The 16301-nt window shown below is 33.7% G+C and carries 14 protein-coding genes; 3 read left to right on the top strand and 11 right to left on the bottom strand.

The features are described from left to right. Positions 1-317: 317 nt before the first annotated feature. On the top strand, positions 318-911 hold the full coding sequence (locus H1R81_RS14000) for a master DNA invertase Mpi family serine-type recombinase (protein ID WP_181841337.1): 594 nt from the start codon (positions 318-320) through the stop codon (positions 909-911). A 482-nt stretch (positions 912-1393) separates the two neighbouring features. Here the strand turns inward: H1R81_RS14000 and H1R81_RS13995 are convergent, their stop codons facing one another. From H1R81_RS13995 to mnmE, 10 genes are all read right to left on the bottom strand, one after another. Then, entirely contained in the window at positions 1394-2305 is a 912-nt protein-coding gene (locus H1R81_RS13995) for an exonuclease domain-containing protein (RefSeq protein ID WP_181841336.1), read from the bottom strand. A gap of 149 nt (positions 2306-2454) precedes the next feature. Then, positions 2455-3048, bottom strand: coding sequence for a hypothetical protein (locus H1R81_RS13990; protein ID WP_181841335.1), 594 nt, complete (start codon positions 3046-3048; stop codon positions 2455-2457). A gap of 171 nt (positions 3049-3219) precedes the next feature. Next, on the bottom strand, positions 3220-3867 hold the full coding sequence (locus H1R81_RS13985; RefSeq protein WP_181841334.1) for a hypothetical protein: 648 nt from the start codon (positions 3865-3867) through the stop codon (positions 3220-3222). A gap of 378 nt (positions 3868-4245) precedes the next feature. Further along, on the bottom strand, positions 4246-5217 hold the full coding sequence (locus tag H1R81_RS13980; RefSeq protein ID WP_255463126.1) for a DUF6371 domain-containing protein: 972 nt from the start codon (positions 5215-5217) through the stop codon (positions 4246-4248). 62 nt (positions 5218-5279) lie between these two features. Beyond that, the gene (locus tag H1R81_RS13975) at positions 5280-6335 is read right to left on the bottom strand and encodes an AAA family ATPase (RefSeq protein WP_181841332.1); all 1056 of its coding nucleotides are present in this window, start codon (positions 6333-6335) and stop codon (positions 5280-5282) included. A 297-nt stretch (positions 6336-6632) separates the two neighbouring features. Beyond that, entirely contained in the window at positions 6633-6986 is a 354-nt protein-coding gene (locus H1R81_RS13970) for a helix-turn-helix domain-containing protein (protein ID WP_181841331.1), read from the bottom strand. A gap of 127 nt (positions 6987-7113) precedes the next feature. After that, positions 7114-8556, bottom strand: a complete 1443-nt coding sequence (locus H1R81_RS13965) for a hypothetical protein (protein ID WP_181841330.1) — start codon at positions 8554-8556, stop codon at positions 7114-7116. Positions 8557-8567: 11 nt separating this feature from the next. Continuing rightward, on the bottom strand, positions 8568-9716 hold the full coding sequence (locus H1R81_RS13960; RefSeq protein WP_181841329.1) for a site-specific integrase: 1149 nt from the start codon (positions 9714-9716) through the stop codon (positions 8568-8570). 7 nt (positions 9717-9723) lie between these two features. Beyond that, positions 9724-10278: a helix-turn-helix domain-containing protein gene (locus H1R81_RS13955; RefSeq protein WP_181841328.1), complete on the bottom strand. Its 555-nt coding sequence runs from the start codon at positions 10276-10278 to the stop codon at positions 9724-9726. 220 nt (positions 10279-10498) lie between these two features. Next, positions 10499-11869, bottom strand: coding sequence for a tRNA uridine-5-carboxymethylaminomethyl(34) synthesis GTPase MnmE (gene mnmE / locus H1R81_RS13950; protein ID WP_181841327.1), 1371 nt, complete (start codon positions 11867-11869; stop codon positions 10499-10501). 180 nt (positions 11870-12049) lie between these two features. Between mnmE and H1R81_RS13945 the strand changes: the two genes are divergently transcribed. Together H1R81_RS13945 and H1R81_RS13940 are read left to right on the top strand one after the other, a co-directional pair. After that, a complete protein-coding gene (locus H1R81_RS13945; protein ID WP_181841326.1) occupies positions 12050-14767 on the top strand; it encodes a hypothetical protein in 2718 nt (905 codons plus the stop codon). Between the two features lie 22 nt (positions 14768-14789). Then, positions 14790-15614, top strand: coding sequence for a DNA/RNA non-specific endonuclease (locus H1R81_RS13940; protein ID WP_181841325.1), 825 nt, complete (start codon positions 14790-14792; stop codon positions 15612-15614). 12 nt (positions 15615-15626) lie between these two features. Here the strand turns inward: H1R81_RS13940 and H1R81_RS13935 are convergent, their stop codons facing one another. Then, positions 15627-16289 carry a response regulator transcription factor gene (locus tag H1R81_RS13935; protein WP_181841324.1) on the bottom strand — a complete coding sequence of 221 codons (663 nt, stop codon included), beginning with the start codon at positions 16287-16289 and terminating at the stop codon, positions 15627-15629. Positions 16290-16301 lie beyond the last annotated feature (12 nt).

Below are 16301 nucleotides of genomic sequence, written 5' to 3'. Positions count from 1 at the left end.
ATATGATTTTCTGTTTAGAAAAATCGTCCCAATAACTTATACTATCTTGTGTTTCAAACCATTTATTATGGGTTCTTTTTCTCGCTCCTGATTCACCGGTTTGCTTTAATCTATCATATCCAAAACTCATTAAATGTTGTTTTATTGCAGAGTATTTTTCAATATCAATTTTTAAACTAGGAAAGGTTGTAATTAAATAAAGGTCTCCAAATTCACACCCATATCTCTTAATATCCCGCCCGCGAAGAATGGGGCGTTTATTGTTGCAAGGTTATTGTATAGATTAATTCTATAAATAACTTAAACAATTTTTAAATATGATTTACGGATACATTAGAGTAAGTAGTGACAAACAAACAGTAGAAAATCAACGATACCAGATTAATAACTTTTGTGAGAAAAATGAATTTATTATTGAAAAATGGATAGAAGAGACAATTTCGGGAACAAAGAATGTTGAGAATCGAGTCTTAGGTAGGCTGCTTAACAAAATGAAAAAGGACGATGTTCTCATTTGTACTGAGCTTTCTCGATTGGGCCGTAATTTGTTGATGATTATGGGCATACTTAATCAATGCATGAAGAAGGAAGTACAAGTTTGGACAATTAAAGATAATTATAGATTAGGGAATGATATAAATTCTAAAGTTTTAGCCTTTGCTTTTGGTCTTTCGGCAGAGATAGAAAGAAATTTGATTTCACAAAGAACCAAAGAAGCTTTAGCAAGAAAAAGAGCTGAAGGGGTTATCTTAGGGCGTCCAAAGGGTAGTAAATCAGCAAAAACAAAGCTTTCTGGTCAAGAAAAGAAAATCAAAGAATTATTAGATAAAAAAGTTTCGTACAGCGCAATTAGCAGAATACTGAATGTTCATAGGCTTACAGTATCAAGTTTTGTTAAGAATAGGCTGTAATTTTATTTTTTTAAGAGCATAGTTAAAGTTTATTTTTACCGAATTTAGTTTCTGACTGCTTGAACATCATTTTACAGACTGGATTCCCAGTTACATTTATAAATTTTAAATATACTCTTAATAGGCTTGTAGTGGCTGCTATCTACCCAAATGGCCACCACCACAAGCCCATTACTTAATTCAATTCAATCTTCCTCATAATAATCCTCGTCCTCTCGTTCGGAGATTCTGATTTCGTATTGGCAGTTGTCGCAGTAGGCGCCCATGTCGGAGAAGTCGTAGGCGGTTGTGCCTGCTGAAAATTGTTCGCAGCCGACCATAGGTTTTTTCAAGTTCTAAGTGGTCAGTTATTAAATTGCTTATTATTGGTAAAATACTGTATTTTATTTTCTCATCTATACTTTTTAGTGAACTTGCAAAAACACATTATCAGACATTCCATTTAGATTCTTTTGAACTATTTAAGTTTAGTTTTATTTGTTTCAGATATTCCTTAAAAAATCATTTTCAGATAAAATTTCAAGTTCTGCGCCATTTGCTATTAGGTTAACAGCTTTCTCTTGTTTATTACTCATTCCATCTTCGCCAACCACTCGATAATCCTGATGCCCTATAATTAAGAAATCTGTATCTTTGGTTACGCTATTACTGATGATACCGCCAATATCAGCTATGAGTTGTTGTGCTTCTGAGCGCACCATTGAAGATAAAGCACCTGTAAATATTACGTTGCGGCCATAAAAAATACTATTAGGTTTATGCTTTGAAGGGTCACCAATAATTTTTGAAACATCTTTGGGTTTGTATATTCGTTTTGACTCTGATGGTCTGTAACCCCCAGTATACAGTTGTCCGATAGTAGTTTTTAATTTTTCGGGGAAATCATCCACGGTTAGAACTTCTGCAACATCAAATGCTTTTAAAGCTAATTCGGCAGTTGCTCTACTATCTGCACCTGCTCTATGATGATTTAGATTTATATTGTTAATTCTGCAAAGCGTTTTTAAATCATAACCCGGTAAGCCTTGCCAAACCTTTTTTGAAAATATGTAACTGCAAGAGTAGTTTAATGATGGGAATGGGATTTGATATGTTTCAAGTGTTCTTCTTAAAACACTCATATCGAAACTTGCATTATGGGCTATTAAAAATTGATTTTCGATTAGAGGAAGAATTTCAGGCCATAATTCAGGAAATTCAGATTTATCAGCTACATCTTCTGGTCTGATACCATGAATGAGCATATTAAAATAGTCAAATCTATTATATTGTGGTTTGATAAGCCATGACTTTGTTTCAACTATTTGTCTATTTTTAACGAATGTCAAACCAATTTCACAGGGACTATTTCTATCTGCTGATGCTGTTTCAAAATCAATAGTTATGAAATCCATTGTAGGGAGTTAGGTTTTATAGATTTTAATAATTAATACGCCCCAAATATTAATTAAAATTATAGATACAGCAAGAAAAGTTATTAAACGGTATATGAAAAGTGAAGTTTTATCACTTATTTTTAGTAGTAATATAGTTGTCTTAGACCTTAACTTTTTATTCCGAGCAACTTTTCATATTTATCTGCAGAAAAATTATTTATAAATTCTAGTTGATTAAGAAGTTTTAAATATTTCTTTGTAGGTCTTCCTTTATAAGTCTTTTTTAAATTCTTTTTATATATTTGGTCAAGTAGTTGGTTAGCTTGAAAACTATCTCCAAATATTTTGTCAAATTCTCTATCCTTTTTACTCTGAGCCTGCTTTTTATACATACAACCTTCAAATGCTGAGCGATGCAAAAAATAAGCATTAATTCCATATAATTTTCTACACCTTTTTCCTGTTTTTGGACAAATGAAATACCATACAATTCCTCTACCAATATTAGACTTTAGAAAAATTAGCTTAACTCGGTAATGTATCGGCTTTCCATTATTTAGGTAATTTAATTCGAGGTAAGGATTATTAAGATAAGTATTTAGTATAAATGAAACACTGCTGGCTTTTTGGGCATATCTATTCCAGAAAATTGTTCCACTTGTATTTTTATTGGGTTGCAAGTTACCGCTTTTAATTAATGAGGAAATGCTAATTGTATTTACCTCATCATATAATATTGTGGAATATGGTAGTATTGACATAACTAAATTTAACTAAATGGATTGAACCTAAATTATTAAAGAACTTTGAGAAATTCGGAAAATACTGACAATAAATTTAATTTATTGTCAGTATATAATGAATTTAAATGGCAAATTTATTAGTAATTGCAACACTGGTATTACTAGAAGTTTGGAGATTAGATTTTCTTTTTAATTTTTATTCTCTTCTATCAATATGTTTAGAATGTTGCACCATTTTTCTACTTCTTGGTAATACTTATAACCATAATTAAATCTAAAAATAGGGTTGTTAAAGTCTTTAGTTTGTACAATCAATATATTATAAAGATGTTCCTCTTTAGATTGGCTATTACTAACTTCATTTGCAGTTGAAGCGCCTATTATTGCTCCAACTTCTCCGGCAATTGCTCCACCAATAACTGCCCTGCTAACAACACCTTTTTTCTTGGTTTCTGTTGTTGTATTAATTTGAGTTTTTCTTTCAATTACAACACTTCTAAGCTGTGATATACTAAAAATAAAGAGCTTATCTTGTTCTATTAATGCAATTTGTCTTTTCTCTTCATCTAATAAAAGAGCAAAAGGTTTTTGCTGAAAGCTAAAGAATTGGGTATTTAGCTGCTGTTCTTGTTCTGTCATTGGTGGTTGAAGAAAAGAACGGTTAATCGTAAAATCTATAGATTTTAGTTTATCTTTAATTTCTTCTTCAAAATTAGAAATTAGATTTTGTGCTTTTTCTTCATCTTTTTTTGTCTGTTTTTTCAAAAGGTGGTTAATAATTGGATAAGCTACCAATCCAATCAATACTAAAAGGAAAATTAATTGTAAGTCTGACATAATATAGAATATTTAAAGGTTATAAATAAAAAAGTGGAACGTTTCACAATGTTTGTCAATCGAGGCTCGCCAAAGCCCAGTACAACAAAGCAAAGTGAACGCCCACTATAACGCAGGCGTTTCGGCTTTACTCTCCTGTTGTACTATTTGAAATTGGCGATTTCGATTGACAGGGTCGTTAGCTAAACGCTAATATCTAGTATGTCTTTTTTACTATTCGATAGGCTAATAAAAATTTAATTAAATACTCACAAATTTAAGCAAATCTTATAAAAAGACTATTTTGTGAGCTTATTATGTTGATAAAATCATTGATTGCTCATCATTATATTGAATTATGAAAATTACTTTATCGCATCTTTTTAACTGAAAATGAAGCTATATTGCACTTTTCGATTCATTCAAAGTAAACTTTTTAAAGTCAAATCTTATAAGATAATCTGCTAAATCTAAACCATTTTGTCTTTCATCCTCAGTTGCTTTATGTTCGAGTAAATCTGAAACTTGAAAGAAAGCAAAATGAGAAAGTTTCTTTATTTGATTTTGCCATTGCTCAAAGGCATTTAAGTCAGGGAATAATGTAATACTTCGACCTTTTAAAATACTACATTTTTCAACTGTTAAGTTGTTTAGACCACCAACCGCTAACCAAAGAAACTGAGGAAGGTACGCGCTAGCTATTACAGCAGTCTTTTCGCTTTCAACTAGAGCAATAGGTAGATTATTGATTTGATCTGTATCACTCCTTAACAAATGTTCTCCAAATAGACATTGTTTTAAGTCAAACTTGCTCTGTCGCAAAGTTTTGTGTATCCAACTAATATAATTTATAGGTTTTTTTTCCCTCTTGCCAGTATGACAGTTATAGAGCATAACTTTTCCTGTTCTAATTTTATATTCAGAATCGATTTGCCAAAATATCGTAGAACCGTGCCATAATTCACTAGTTCCTATAAAATATTTACTAGTAATCTTATTTGTAATATCTATCCCAAATAAACTAATAAGGTACTTAATAAAGTTGTTAGATTGATAATCGCATAAACTGTTTTTAAATATGTCAGTATGGATATAGTCAATATTTTTCTTAGATGGAAGAAAATTTTGACTAGAACGATTTGTTAAAAAGGTTTTATTAAAAGAAATATTATTAGTAAGAAAATATTGTTTTGGTGAATAATGATACCCACAATTAACCTCACGGTTGCATTTGCCTACATTAGTATCTAGATACTCGTTTGTTTCACTATTAATATAACGAACAAATACTTTTTCCTTTAAACAAAGTGGACAAGCATAACGTGTTTTCATGCCTTTGTAAGGCTCTAAAATATATTTATAATTGCTCATTTAGAATGTTATAATGTAACAAGTGTAACAGATGTAACACCCTGTTACACTTGTTACAAACGTTACGATTTATCTAGTACTCGCTTTACTTTCATATGAGTGATTCCTAATTCTTTTGCTATTTCTCTGAGGCTTTTTCCCTGTAGTTTAAGTTCATTAATTTTATCTTTTTGATTTTCCTTTTCTTTTTCAGAAAGCTGTTTTAAATGTTCTTTTTCAGTGCCAAAGTTTAGAAATTCAAACTGTAAGAAATTAAAAGGTTTATCAATTTGACAAATAAAAACATTTTCACTATCGTATAATTGTTCTGTATTACGCTGTTTTATTTGCTTAACATATCTGAGACTTTTATCAGTATAGCTCTCACCAATAGAAAAACAACTGTCACAAAAGTTAATTAGCATTTTGCTGCCTTGTAAATCATTCCTTGTAATGGGCTTTGATAAATCTCTTTTTGGAGTATGTGCTAACGCTAGGATGGATAGATTATATTTACTTTTTAACGCCTTCAAATGCTTCATTAAAGGCAAGGCATCTTTTGCTTTTTCTGTTTCATTTTTTAAATAAGTCAGATTATCAATTATTAGGATTTTGGCTCCTGTTTCTACAATAGAACGTTCTAAAGAGTCATTCAAAAATGTTTCAAAAGTTTGCTTGTCTGGAATATTAGCTTCTGAATTTATTTCAATACGAATAAAATTGTCATCGAAACAATGATGATGTTGAAAATCATTTGAATATCTGTTTTCGAATTGTTTATCAGAAAGTTCAAAATCAAAGTACAAAACTAGTTGTTTAGAAGCTTCCAGTTTAAAACCTCCAATTGGCTTGCCACTACTTATACTATTACCAATTTGTACTGCTAATATTGATTTGCCTAAATTTGTATCTGCAAATAAGATGCAAACTTCACCTTCATACCATAGCTCGCTAAATAGCATTTTTGGAATAGGGCGAATTTTAGCTTGTTGTAACCATTTATTAGCAGTCTTAACAATAAATAGACCTTTATTTTCATGAAAATTATCACTTTTTTGTATTAACCTTTCAGCTTCAGTTTTGATTTCATCAATTCCTAAACTGAACTTTTCAAGACTAAATTCAGGATTGATACTCATAAGCTAAATGAATTAATGATTGTTGAGATATAAAAAGAGAATTGCGAAAAAGCTTTATAAATTTTGAATCTTTCTCTTTACTTGTATAAACTGGGTGTGCTTTATACACTTGTAACATTTTTATCTTTTTATAATATAAACCATCAGTTCTTGCAAATAGCAGTTGTTTTTTGAGGCTATATGTTAAAATAACATGAGTATGATTTAGAAAAAGGTTATAAAGGAGCTTAATACAAGTTTTTTGATTATCTTTGTTTTGAGTTTTATAGAAAGAAATAATGGAGGTAGTTGATGTTTTCAACATTGTCTACCTCCTTTTTTTCTTAATTTTGATAAATGTAAATCTGCTTCTTCTTTAATATCAAATTTGGTTTTTTTTCTGCCTTCTTTTAGCCATTGGTCAATTTCAGATTTTAAAAAGAATAATTTCTTTCCTTTTTTGTGATATGGAATAATAGAATTATGAACCCAGGTGTAAACTGTAGGTTTAACAGGTTTATCTGGCAGATACGCACATAAGCCGTTAAGATCAAGCCATTTATCTTCTATTATAGAAGAAATATTAGATTGATTTTTTAGTGCTTTTTCTAACGAATTTTGAATGAGAATTTCTAACTCATTAAGTCTAATTGGGGATAATAAATAATCCATTTGGCTCTTTTATTTAATTGAGCCTCAAATAAAATATAAAAAAAAATAGAAAAACAAAATTAGCAATACCTAAAATACTCTAGTGCATTTTAGGTATTTGGAGTATTACAGTGCGAAGGAACTTTTGCTATATTGCTGAATAGGGTGGGATAAACTCTAGGTTAAATTGATTTATCTGACTTTTTTTTATAGTGTCTATACTAATCTCTTGTCCAAAGGTAATTCGACAAATAGTCTTGATTTCTTCATTTGAAGGTTTTTTATTATCCCTATAGAATTTTTGATTATGTAAATATTTTATAATTGCTACTAATAAACCCTTGTTTCCTTTTGTACAGTCTTTCCATATATAAGTATTCTCTTGTAAATATCCTTCGGATACAAGTAAATTCATTATAAAATTGTACGAAGAAATTGTATTGAAAAAGCTACAAAAATTTGGTTTATTTATTAAAGATTCCTCTTCTGGATTATTAGTTGCAGGTACTACCTTTGAGTTATTATTATAATTTTTTGTAGAGCAAGTCGAAGAAGATTTTTTGGTTATAAGAATAGGAATGAGCTCATCAATAAATCTTTTTTCGTCTTTAAACCAGTCCTGTAGCATTAAAATATACTCCTTATTTTCATGTAAATTATCACTTTTATAGCCTTGTTTAGCTTTTAGTTTTCTTTCATTAACAATTAGATCTAATTTTGTTTTTTGAATATCTGTAATGAGGCCCTTCTCATAAAGAACTGCACCATTGATTTCTGTAAGAATTTTGTCAGTTAAATCAACTAAAAAAGTAATTAAACTACTTTTTGTATGTAATTCGGTTTTTTCTAATCCGTTATATCTGTTAATTTTAGTATTTCCTTTGAGAACTAGTAAATGATTGGCATAAAACTCTTTTAGATGTCCAAAATAACTTGTTAGTTCAAAGGGGAATATTTTAAACCATTCATTATACACGGAGCAAAGAATATTTAAATCAATATAGTTATCTTCTATTTTTTCATAGGCTTCAATATAATCTATTAGTTTTTGTTTTTTCTCGTTAGAAAAACCTGCTAGCTTACTTGTTTGAATATAATGTTTAGTATATAAGGTATATCTCTCTAAACCTACTGTCCCGAATCCTTTTGGTAGTTGACCAAAACTTAAAATGTTTGTTTCAAGGTAGTCTGTTATATCTTCAAACCAATCTGAATTTGTTATTCGTTTCGAAATTAAATATTCAGTGTAAGCACATTGATTCAAAATTTTAAAAACAACTTCTTGATACTTTTCTTTATTAAACCAATTTGTATAAATAAGTTTTCTATGGAGATCACAGCAATTTGGAAATTCTTTAAACCATCTCTGTGTATCTTCAAACATATTTTCATGATATGCACAGCAATATGGGAATGTTTTACCTGTCAAAAGATTTACTTCTTTTTCATATCCTTCAATAGGTTCTATACTAGAAAAGGGTTTTTCAAAATCTTCGCTTCCTAAAGAAACAAAATGGTCTTTGCCTTCTTCTAATGCCTTTAATAAAGCTGTGAAAGCTTCAGGATTAATGATATTTATATCTCCAAACATATTCTCTTTTGTTAGAAGTTAAAATCAAACTTTATAGTATCAGCTGCTTTTCGTTTTGTATCATCAACAATCTTTGTATAAATCTGCGTAGTTTTCAGTTCTCTATGTCCTAGCATCTTGGAAACAGTATATATGTCAGTTCCTAAACTTAATTGCAAAACAGCGTAACTATGACGAAAAGAGTGAAATTTAATCTCTTTATTAATGCCAGCTTTTATAATCCAATCTCTTAAAAGTTGATTCTCATAGGCGGAGTATTTAAGACCTTCAAAAACTTTCTTATTCGGTTCTTGACGTTCACCTAATAAATTATATGCTTGGGCTGATATTGGCATCATTTCGGCGCCTTTAGACTTTTGCTGTATAAATTTGATAAAGTGACCATTCCCTTCTATATATTCTATTTCATTCCAAATTAGCTTTTTTATGTCACTATGCCTTAACCCTGTAAGTGCTGAAAATATTGCTGCTTTCTTTAAAAGAGGATTTTTACAATCTGTTTTTATAAGTTGATTGATTTCTTCAAGCGTCAGTACACTTCTATGCGTCTCCAAAGGCTTTAGAGGCTGTATTTTTGTATTCAGGTCTATTTGCAAGAAACCATCTTTAAAAGCCTGTTTAAGGGCTGCTTTTATCTTCCCAAAATAAGATACTGCTGAGTTTTGAGAAAGATTAACTTTATCGCTTTTATTACTTTTAGTAGTTAGCAGGTATTCTTTGAGGTCTTCAAAAAATCTTTGATTAAGGTCAGCGAATTTTACATTTCCATCTGTGAAAGCTTCCAGATATAAATAAGCAGAAGTCCAATTATCATAATTAGAACCTTTACGTTTGTTCACTAATTTCTTAAAGTATGCTACAAAATTTCCTTCTCCTATTTCTTTTAATCTTAGCCTTTCTTTTTCCTGTTCAGTATAGATTTCTGGCTTATTCAATTCATTTTGCCATTTAGCTCTTATTTGCTCTGCAATTTGTAGTGTTTCTTTATTACTCTGTTTTTCAATTGGATTTTTAGGCTTTTTAGAGATATATAGCTTTAAAACTTCTCGACGCGTTAGTTTGCCTGTTTTGGGATTGGGGATAGGAGGATAGAAGTCTAAATATAGACTTTCTTTACCATCAGAAATTGTTTTTTGCCTTAGAGTAACTTTAGTAGCCATAGATAGGTTAATTTAGTATCTTATCAATCATAACTTTAGGTACATATACAAATTTTCCTTTTGGGAGTTTAGGAATATTATTTCGTTTTATGATTCCATACAATGCCTTTCCAGACACGCCAAACTTATCCTGAATTTCCTGCATATTATAACAGTCAGAAATATCATATTCAGTTTGTGTATATTTAATTTTAGGAATTATTGTTGTAGGATTATCGAACAAATTATCAATATCTGAACGTCTTAAAATGCTCCGTCTACCAGCCTTAGCAATAATCATTTCACCCCTTTCAATCATTCGGTAAATTGTACGTCGGCTAATTCCTAGAAGTTTGCTTGTATCTGCAATACTGAGGAATGCTTTAAATTTTAAATCTTCTACAGGTTTACTTTTGACAAGTTGAACTTGCTCATTACTTTTTTCTATTTTGGCTTTTCTTGTTTTAGCTTTATATGCTGAACTATTACACTTATGCGAACAATACGAAGTGGTAGTTGTACGAGCAATGAACTCCTTACCACAATGTTGGCAAATTCTATTAATTTGAATATGTGAACTCATTGTGTCTTAATGTTTACTAGTGTGTCTATATGTGCCATAATTTCGCAAAAAATACGGACTCTGTTATAAAATCCGTTTGAGGTACAAATAAGGTACAAATCTAATCAAAATAACCAGATAATAAAACAAAATAAATAATAGTATGAATAATAAAAAAGCCTTGAATATCAAGGCTTTATGGTGTTTTTTTATAATGTTGTTATTGCTTTATTTTGCCCGATTACTTTCCAATACAAAACTTACTAAAAATATTCGCCAGTAGATCATCTGTGGTTATTTGTCCGGTTATTTCTCCTAAATGGTATAAAGATAATCGAATATCCTGCGCCAGAAAATCCCCTGTAATGCCTGAACTTAATCCATTTAGCACTTCTCCTAAAGCATCATGCGCCTTGACCAAATGCTCGTAATGGCGTAGGTTGGTGAGCATCGTGTCTGATTGCTTCTTTAATTTTGCTTTCGCTACTATGACGCCTTGCAACTCTTCGATACCAATATTGTTTTTGGCTGAAATATGGATTGTTGAAATAGGTGTAGAGGCAACTTCTGCCGAATTAAAGGCACCTGCTAAATCAATCTTATTTCTTACCCAAATCACCTCCTTGTCTTTAATCATCTCCGCAAAAATATTGGCTAAGAAAAGCTGATCGATTTCGTTTTCGAAAAGCAGAATGATGATTTCTGCTTTTTCCATCGCCTGTTTCGAGCGTTCGATGCCGATGGTTTCTACTACATCTTTGGTTTCGCGGATACCTGCCGTGTCGATAATACGGAATTTGATGCCGCCTATAAAAAGTATGTCTTCGATTACATCACGGGTGGTTCCGGCAATGTCAGTCACAATGGCTTTGTCTTCGTTGAGCAGGATATTTAATAAAGTCGATTTCCCGGCATTGGGTGGGCCGATAATGGCTACAGGAATACCCTCTTTGATTACGTTTCCTGCATCAAAAGAATCTATTAATTTTTTCAGAAAATTCTGAATTTTCAATATTAAATGTCTTAAATCATCTCGTCCGGCAAATTCTACATCTTCTTCACCAAAATCCAGTTCCAGTTCTACTAACGAAGCAAAATGCACTAACTCTTCCCGTAAGGCTTTTAATTGTGTAGAGAACCCACCGCGCATTTGGTTTAAAGCAGTTTTGTGCGCAGCTTCTGAGTCGGCGGCAATAAGATCGGCTACTGCTTCAGCTTGCACGAGGTCGAACTGTCCGTTCAGGAATGCTCTTTGTGTAAACTCACCTGGCTTTGCCATCCGGCAACCATTCTGGATAAGTAACTTGAGAATATATTTAATGATATAATCACTACCATGACATGATATTTCTATTATGTCTTCTTTAGTAAAACTGCGTGGAGTTTTAAATACTGAAAGCAGGACTTCGTCGATGATTTTTCCCTGTAGATTTTGAGAATAGTCCCTAATTGTGCCAAAATGGATGGTATGGGATTCAACCTGAGTCAAATCTTTTCCTTTGAAAATGTTGTTTACAATTTCAAAAGTCCGTTCACCCGAAACCCGGATTACCCCGATAGCCCCAACGCCTTGTGGCGTGGCTAATGCACAGATTGTGTCTGACTGAACCATATTTATTGACTAAACCCCCACCATTAAGTCATAACTATTGAGCAAATTGGCTGGATTTCAAGGAAATTTGATTAAAATTTATTTATTTTTGCAAATCTACTTTTAAAGTTTTAAACTTTTGCGTTTAAAAGTAGTTCAGGCATTAAACGCCAACTTTATAAAGAATTACGTCGCTTTCTTATGATACGAACAAAATACCTGTGGTATATCAACGCCCTGTTGGCATTGGTGGCGATATACATAGCTTACCGCATCTGGTTTGCTCCCCGTAGGGATGCCTGGAATTATATTCCTGACAACGCTTTTCTGGTGGTCGAAAGTTCGCAAATTCAACATTCACTTTTCAATAAGAAAGAGCTCGATTCTACACAATTGGCTGATATTCCTTTTTTTTATGATGCGCTTCAACCACTGAAACAGATTGCCCATAGCATTGACGACTCTGCCACAGCCCAGAAATTTCTCTATAAAAAACGCATTACTTACTCGCTTCATCGGGAAACCAAAAAGAATCTTGAATACATCGTATATATTCCGGCAGGTGCTTTTGGTGACGCCAGTTTCCTGCATCAATTAGCTACTCCAGACCCAGCAAAAAGGAAAGCATACGGGCGCAACTACAGGGGTGTCAGATTAGAAGAATTATATTCAGTCAATAATCAGCTATTGTTTAATTTTTTAGTTTATGATGATTTCCTGATTTGCAGTGGCTCAAAAGTACTGTTAGAAGAAGTAGTGAATCGTATCAAATTAGGAACACCCTTAGAAAGTATGCCTTTCAAAGAAAGCCGAAGGGGTATCGCCCATATTTATTTCAAGAGCCGGAATCTGCAAGATGTGGCCGACATCCTGCCCTCGCAACTGTCACCAAACCTGATAGAGTTTTTTGGTAATATCACACCAAGAAATCCCGATATTGTTTTTGAAAAACCTAAAATACCCAATACCGTTTCAGCCTATATTTATTCGCAGGGCACCAATACCATTCCTTTTCTGGGTATTTTCAGCCAGCAAATGCCCCAACCTTTCACCTGTACAGACCTGATTCCTGAAAATACAGCCATCACCTTCCGTATCAGTTTTAAAAATAAAACAAAGTTAGCGCAGGATTTTAATAATTATTTCAGAGGAAACGAACAGACATTGTTAGCAGAAAGAGATAGCCTGAACCGCTTTTTAGGCGTAAATCTCACCAGCCTGTATTCTATTCTGAAAAACGAGGTGGTATTATGTGAAATGGAAACCTCAGCCGATGAACCCTCAAAAAAGATACTACTCATTAAAACTGATGATCCTGCCGAGGCACTTAATATGTTTGATGACCTGGCCGATGATGCCGGGAAACTCTCTTCTTACTTTAAACCTCAGCCTTTCAGCTATCTGAATAATTATGTGCGGAATATCCAGATAAGTCAGCTTCCGGCTTTGCTTTTTGGCTCTGTTTTCAGAGGTTTTGCCGATTGCTATTATACACAGATTGGCGATTATATGATTCTTTCGAGCGATGACGATGCCATGCGCGAATATCTTAACAAACTGAATTTCGGACAAACCTGGGCAAAATCTAATATTTATACAGATTTTGTAAAGAAGCTTCGTCCGCAGGCACAGGTTACAGCTATTATCAGCCCGCAAAGAATCTGGAACAATCTTTATTACTCTTTACCTCAAAAATGGCGAAGCAGTACCATCAAGCATGAGCAAAGAGCCAAAGACCTCCGCTTTGTGGCAGTAGAAAACTTCGTTATTAACAATACTTTCGGTACCAAACTCCTGATAGAAAAAGTGCCGCAAACCCAGAAAGAAGTTCTGGTCAATCGTTTCTTTTTGCAGGATAGCCTCAGCACTGGCACAGCCTTTATGGGCAAGCCCTTCATTATTAAAAATGCTTATAACACATCAGAGGAAATTCTATTGCAGCGAGCTGACGGTCAGGCTGTTTTGCTTAGTAATTCGGCTAAAGAAATCAATCAGATCCCTATAGGCCAGCCGCTGACGAGTACATATTTGTTACCAACCGATTATTTTCAGAATGGGGCTTTGCATTATTTAGCTACTACAGCCGATAAGCTCCTGTTTTTTACGAGAGAAAACCAGACTGGTCTGATGGCTAATTATGCCGATATAGATTTCAACGGGTCGATCAGAGCTGTTGCCGCCAGCGAAACAAAAATATATGTGGCCGACGACGGAGGTAATGTATATATTATTAATGAAGAAACACAGAAGATTAACCGTGTCAGAACACCCGTGCATCTGACAGATATTATCAGGATTCAGCCTGTAAAGTTCAAAAACAATACTTATCTGGCAATTCTGCAAAAAGACGGTACACTGAACGTAATTTATGAAGCGGGGCCGTTTCTGAAAGGCTTCCCGATAGTTCCGTTGTCGGCTCGTCCGGCAGAAATGGTCATAGAAGAGGGGCAGGGTAAAAACTCTATTATTGCGCTCATCTCAGAAACCGGCGAGTTAAAGAAAGTGGATATGAATGGTAATTCGCTGAGTGCAGCCAATATTCAGTTAGAACGACCTGATAAAGCCACAGTATTTGAGGTGATTTTCGACCAGAATCATAAAGACTGGCTGATTGTCCGCCGTACACCTACCTCATTACTGATTATGAGTAAGCAAGGTGGCCCGATTATAGAGATAGGTAGTACCAATTTTATGAAATCACAGTTACGATATTTTGATTTGGGTAATGATTTACGCTTTGTAGGCATTTTCGACGGAAAGAATAATACATTATTTGATTTTAAAGGTCAGATGTTAGGCGATAAACCTCTTGCTGCTACGGCCTTACCTGCGGTCTCGTATTCAGAAGCCTACAATAAACTCTTTATTTACAATACTAACAAGACACGGTTTGAGGTGTGGTCGGTGAAATTGAAGTAGGAAGTAAAGAAAACTCTTGATCATGCAAAAACGAATCCCTATAGTTCTGTTTTTATGTATTCTTATTTTCTCCTGCGAAAAGGATTCAATCATTGCAGGAAGGGATAACAATCTTGCTATGGGGAATCCGTCTGATGCCCGAACAAATGAGAATAATTTCCTGATGGAAAAAACGCAATTTGCCTTATCTTATAATCGTTCAAGAGGAACCGCTAACTGGGTAGCATGGCATTTGTCTATGGCTTGGAAAGGCGATGCCACAAGGGCAGAAAATTTCAGGTCTGACGATTCCTTACCGGAGAGCTGGTATAAAGTAAAAACAAGCGATTATGTGGGTTCGGGTTTTGATAGAGGGCATCTATGTCCGTCTGCTGACAGAGACAGGTCTGAGACAGATAATGAAGCGACGTATCTGATGACTAACATAGTTCCGCAATCACCTAATAGCAATAGAGATACATGGGTGGCGCTGGAAACCTATTGCAGAAAACTGGCTTCTGTCGGAAATGAACTATATATAGTAGCAGGTGTGCTGGGGCAAGGTGGCTCTGGCAGCAATGGTGGTACAACTAAAACACTGGAAGGGAAAGTGGTAGTACCTGAATCTCTGTGGAAAGTAATTGTAATTTTACCTTTAGGAGATAATGATATTGATAGAGTAAATAGTGAAACACGGGTAGTTGCCATAAAAATCCCTAACCGTCAGTCAATCAAAAGCAATTGGGGAGAATATCGGTTGAGTGTTGACGCCCTGGAAGATTTAACGGGCTATGATTTTCTTTCAAATGTATCCAACTCTATACAGAAACAATTGGAGAGTCGGGTTGATAATGGGGAGACTAATTAATGATAAGTTTTCTTACACCCACTTATTCTTCTTTGCCAGTTGCACGGCTTCTAATTTTGAATGGACATGGAGTTTCTGATAGATATTTTCGGTATGCTTGCGAGTAGTTCTGGCAGAAATAAATAACTCGTCGGCAATCTGGGTGTAGCTTAATCCGGCGGCAATCTTTTCAAGGATTTCGATTTCTCTTTTAGATAAATTGAATGATTCAGGTGAAGGATAAGCTACTGACGGTGCTTCTGTAATAGTCTGACTTCGTAAAATATCAAGAGTCCTGGCCGCAATAATCGGCGACATCGGTGCGCCACCGTCCATCAGTTCTTCTATGCTTTTTAGTATTCTGGTCGGCTTTTCGTCTTTCAGTAAGTACCCTGATGCACCTGCTTTGATGGCCTCAAAAATTTTGTCGTCACGGTCAAGCACTGTCAGCATCATTATTTTCTGAGACGGATTCCTTTTTTTTATCTCCCACGTAGCTTCAATACCATCCATAACAGGCATTTCAATGTCCATCAGTATAATATCAGGACTATGTTTACTAAGTTTCTCCAAAGCGTCAGCCCCGTTTACGGCAGTAAAATCAATCCTCAACTCCTCAAAAACCGAGAGGTTATGACTGATGTTTCCTAATAAAACAGGGTTGTCGTCTACAAGACCAATGCTGATAATACTCATACAGGCGAATAA

This window comes from Emticicia sp. BO119, from assembly GCF_013912375.1.
Lineage (GTDB): Bacteria > Bacteroidota > Bacteroidia > Cytophagales > Spirosomataceae > Emticicia.
The sequence above is the reverse complement of the archived record's forward strand: the minus strand, read 5'-3'. Positions and strand labels throughout refer to the sequence as shown.

Excerpts from the sequence above, each read along its gene's own strand:
- H1R81_RS14000 (WP_181841337.1), top strand. The coding sequence starts at position 318 with ATGATTTACGGATACATTAGAGTAAGTAGTGACAAACAAACAGTAGAA.
- H1R81_RS13995 (WP_181841336.1), bottom strand. The coding sequence starts at position 2,305 with ATGGATTTCATAACTATTGATTTTGAAACAGCATCAGCAGATAGAAAT.
- H1R81_RS13990 (WP_181841335.1), bottom strand. The coding sequence starts at position 3,048 with ATGTCAATACTACCATATTCCACAATATTATATGATGAGGTAAATACA.
- H1R81_RS13985 (WP_181841334.1), bottom strand. The coding sequence starts at position 3,867 with ATGTCAGACTTACAATTAATTTTCCTTTTAGTATTGATTGGATTGGTA.
- H1R81_RS13980 (WP_255463126.1), bottom strand. The coding sequence starts at position 5,217 with ATGAGCAATTATAAATATATTTTAGAGCCTTACAAAGGCATGAAAACA.
- H1R81_RS13975 (WP_181841332.1), bottom strand. The coding sequence starts at position 6,335 with ATGAGTATCAATCCTGAATTTAGTCTTGAAAAGTTCAGTTTAGGAATT.
- H1R81_RS13970 (WP_181841331.1), bottom strand. The coding sequence starts at position 6,986 with ATGGATTATTTATTATCCCCAATTAGACTTAATGAGTTAGAAATTCTC.
- H1R81_RS13965 (WP_181841330.1), bottom strand. The coding sequence starts at position 8,556 with ATGTTTGGAGATATAAATATCATTAATCCTGAAGCTTTCACAGCTTTA.
- H1R81_RS13960 (WP_181841329.1), bottom strand. The coding sequence starts at position 9,716 with ATGGCTACTAAAGTTACTCTAAGGCAAAAAACAATTTCTGATGGTAAA.
- H1R81_RS13955 (WP_181841328.1), bottom strand. The coding sequence starts at position 10,278 with ATGAGTTCACATATTCAAATTAATAGAATTTGCCAACATTGTGGTAAG.
- mnmE (WP_181841327.1), bottom strand. The coding sequence starts at position 11,869 with ATGGTTCAGTCAGACACAATCTGTGCATTAGCCACGCCACAAGGCGTT.
- H1R81_RS13945 (WP_181841326.1), top strand. The coding sequence starts at position 12,050 with ATGATACGAACAAAATACCTGTGGTATATCAACGCCCTGTTGGCATTG.
- H1R81_RS13940 (WP_181841325.1), top strand. The coding sequence starts at position 14,790 with ATGCAAAAACGAATCCCTATAGTTCTGTTTTTATGTATTCTTATTTTC.
- H1R81_RS13935 (WP_181841324.1), bottom strand. The coding sequence starts at position 16,289 with ATGAGTATTATCAGCATTGGTCTTGTAGACGACAACCCTGTTTTATTA.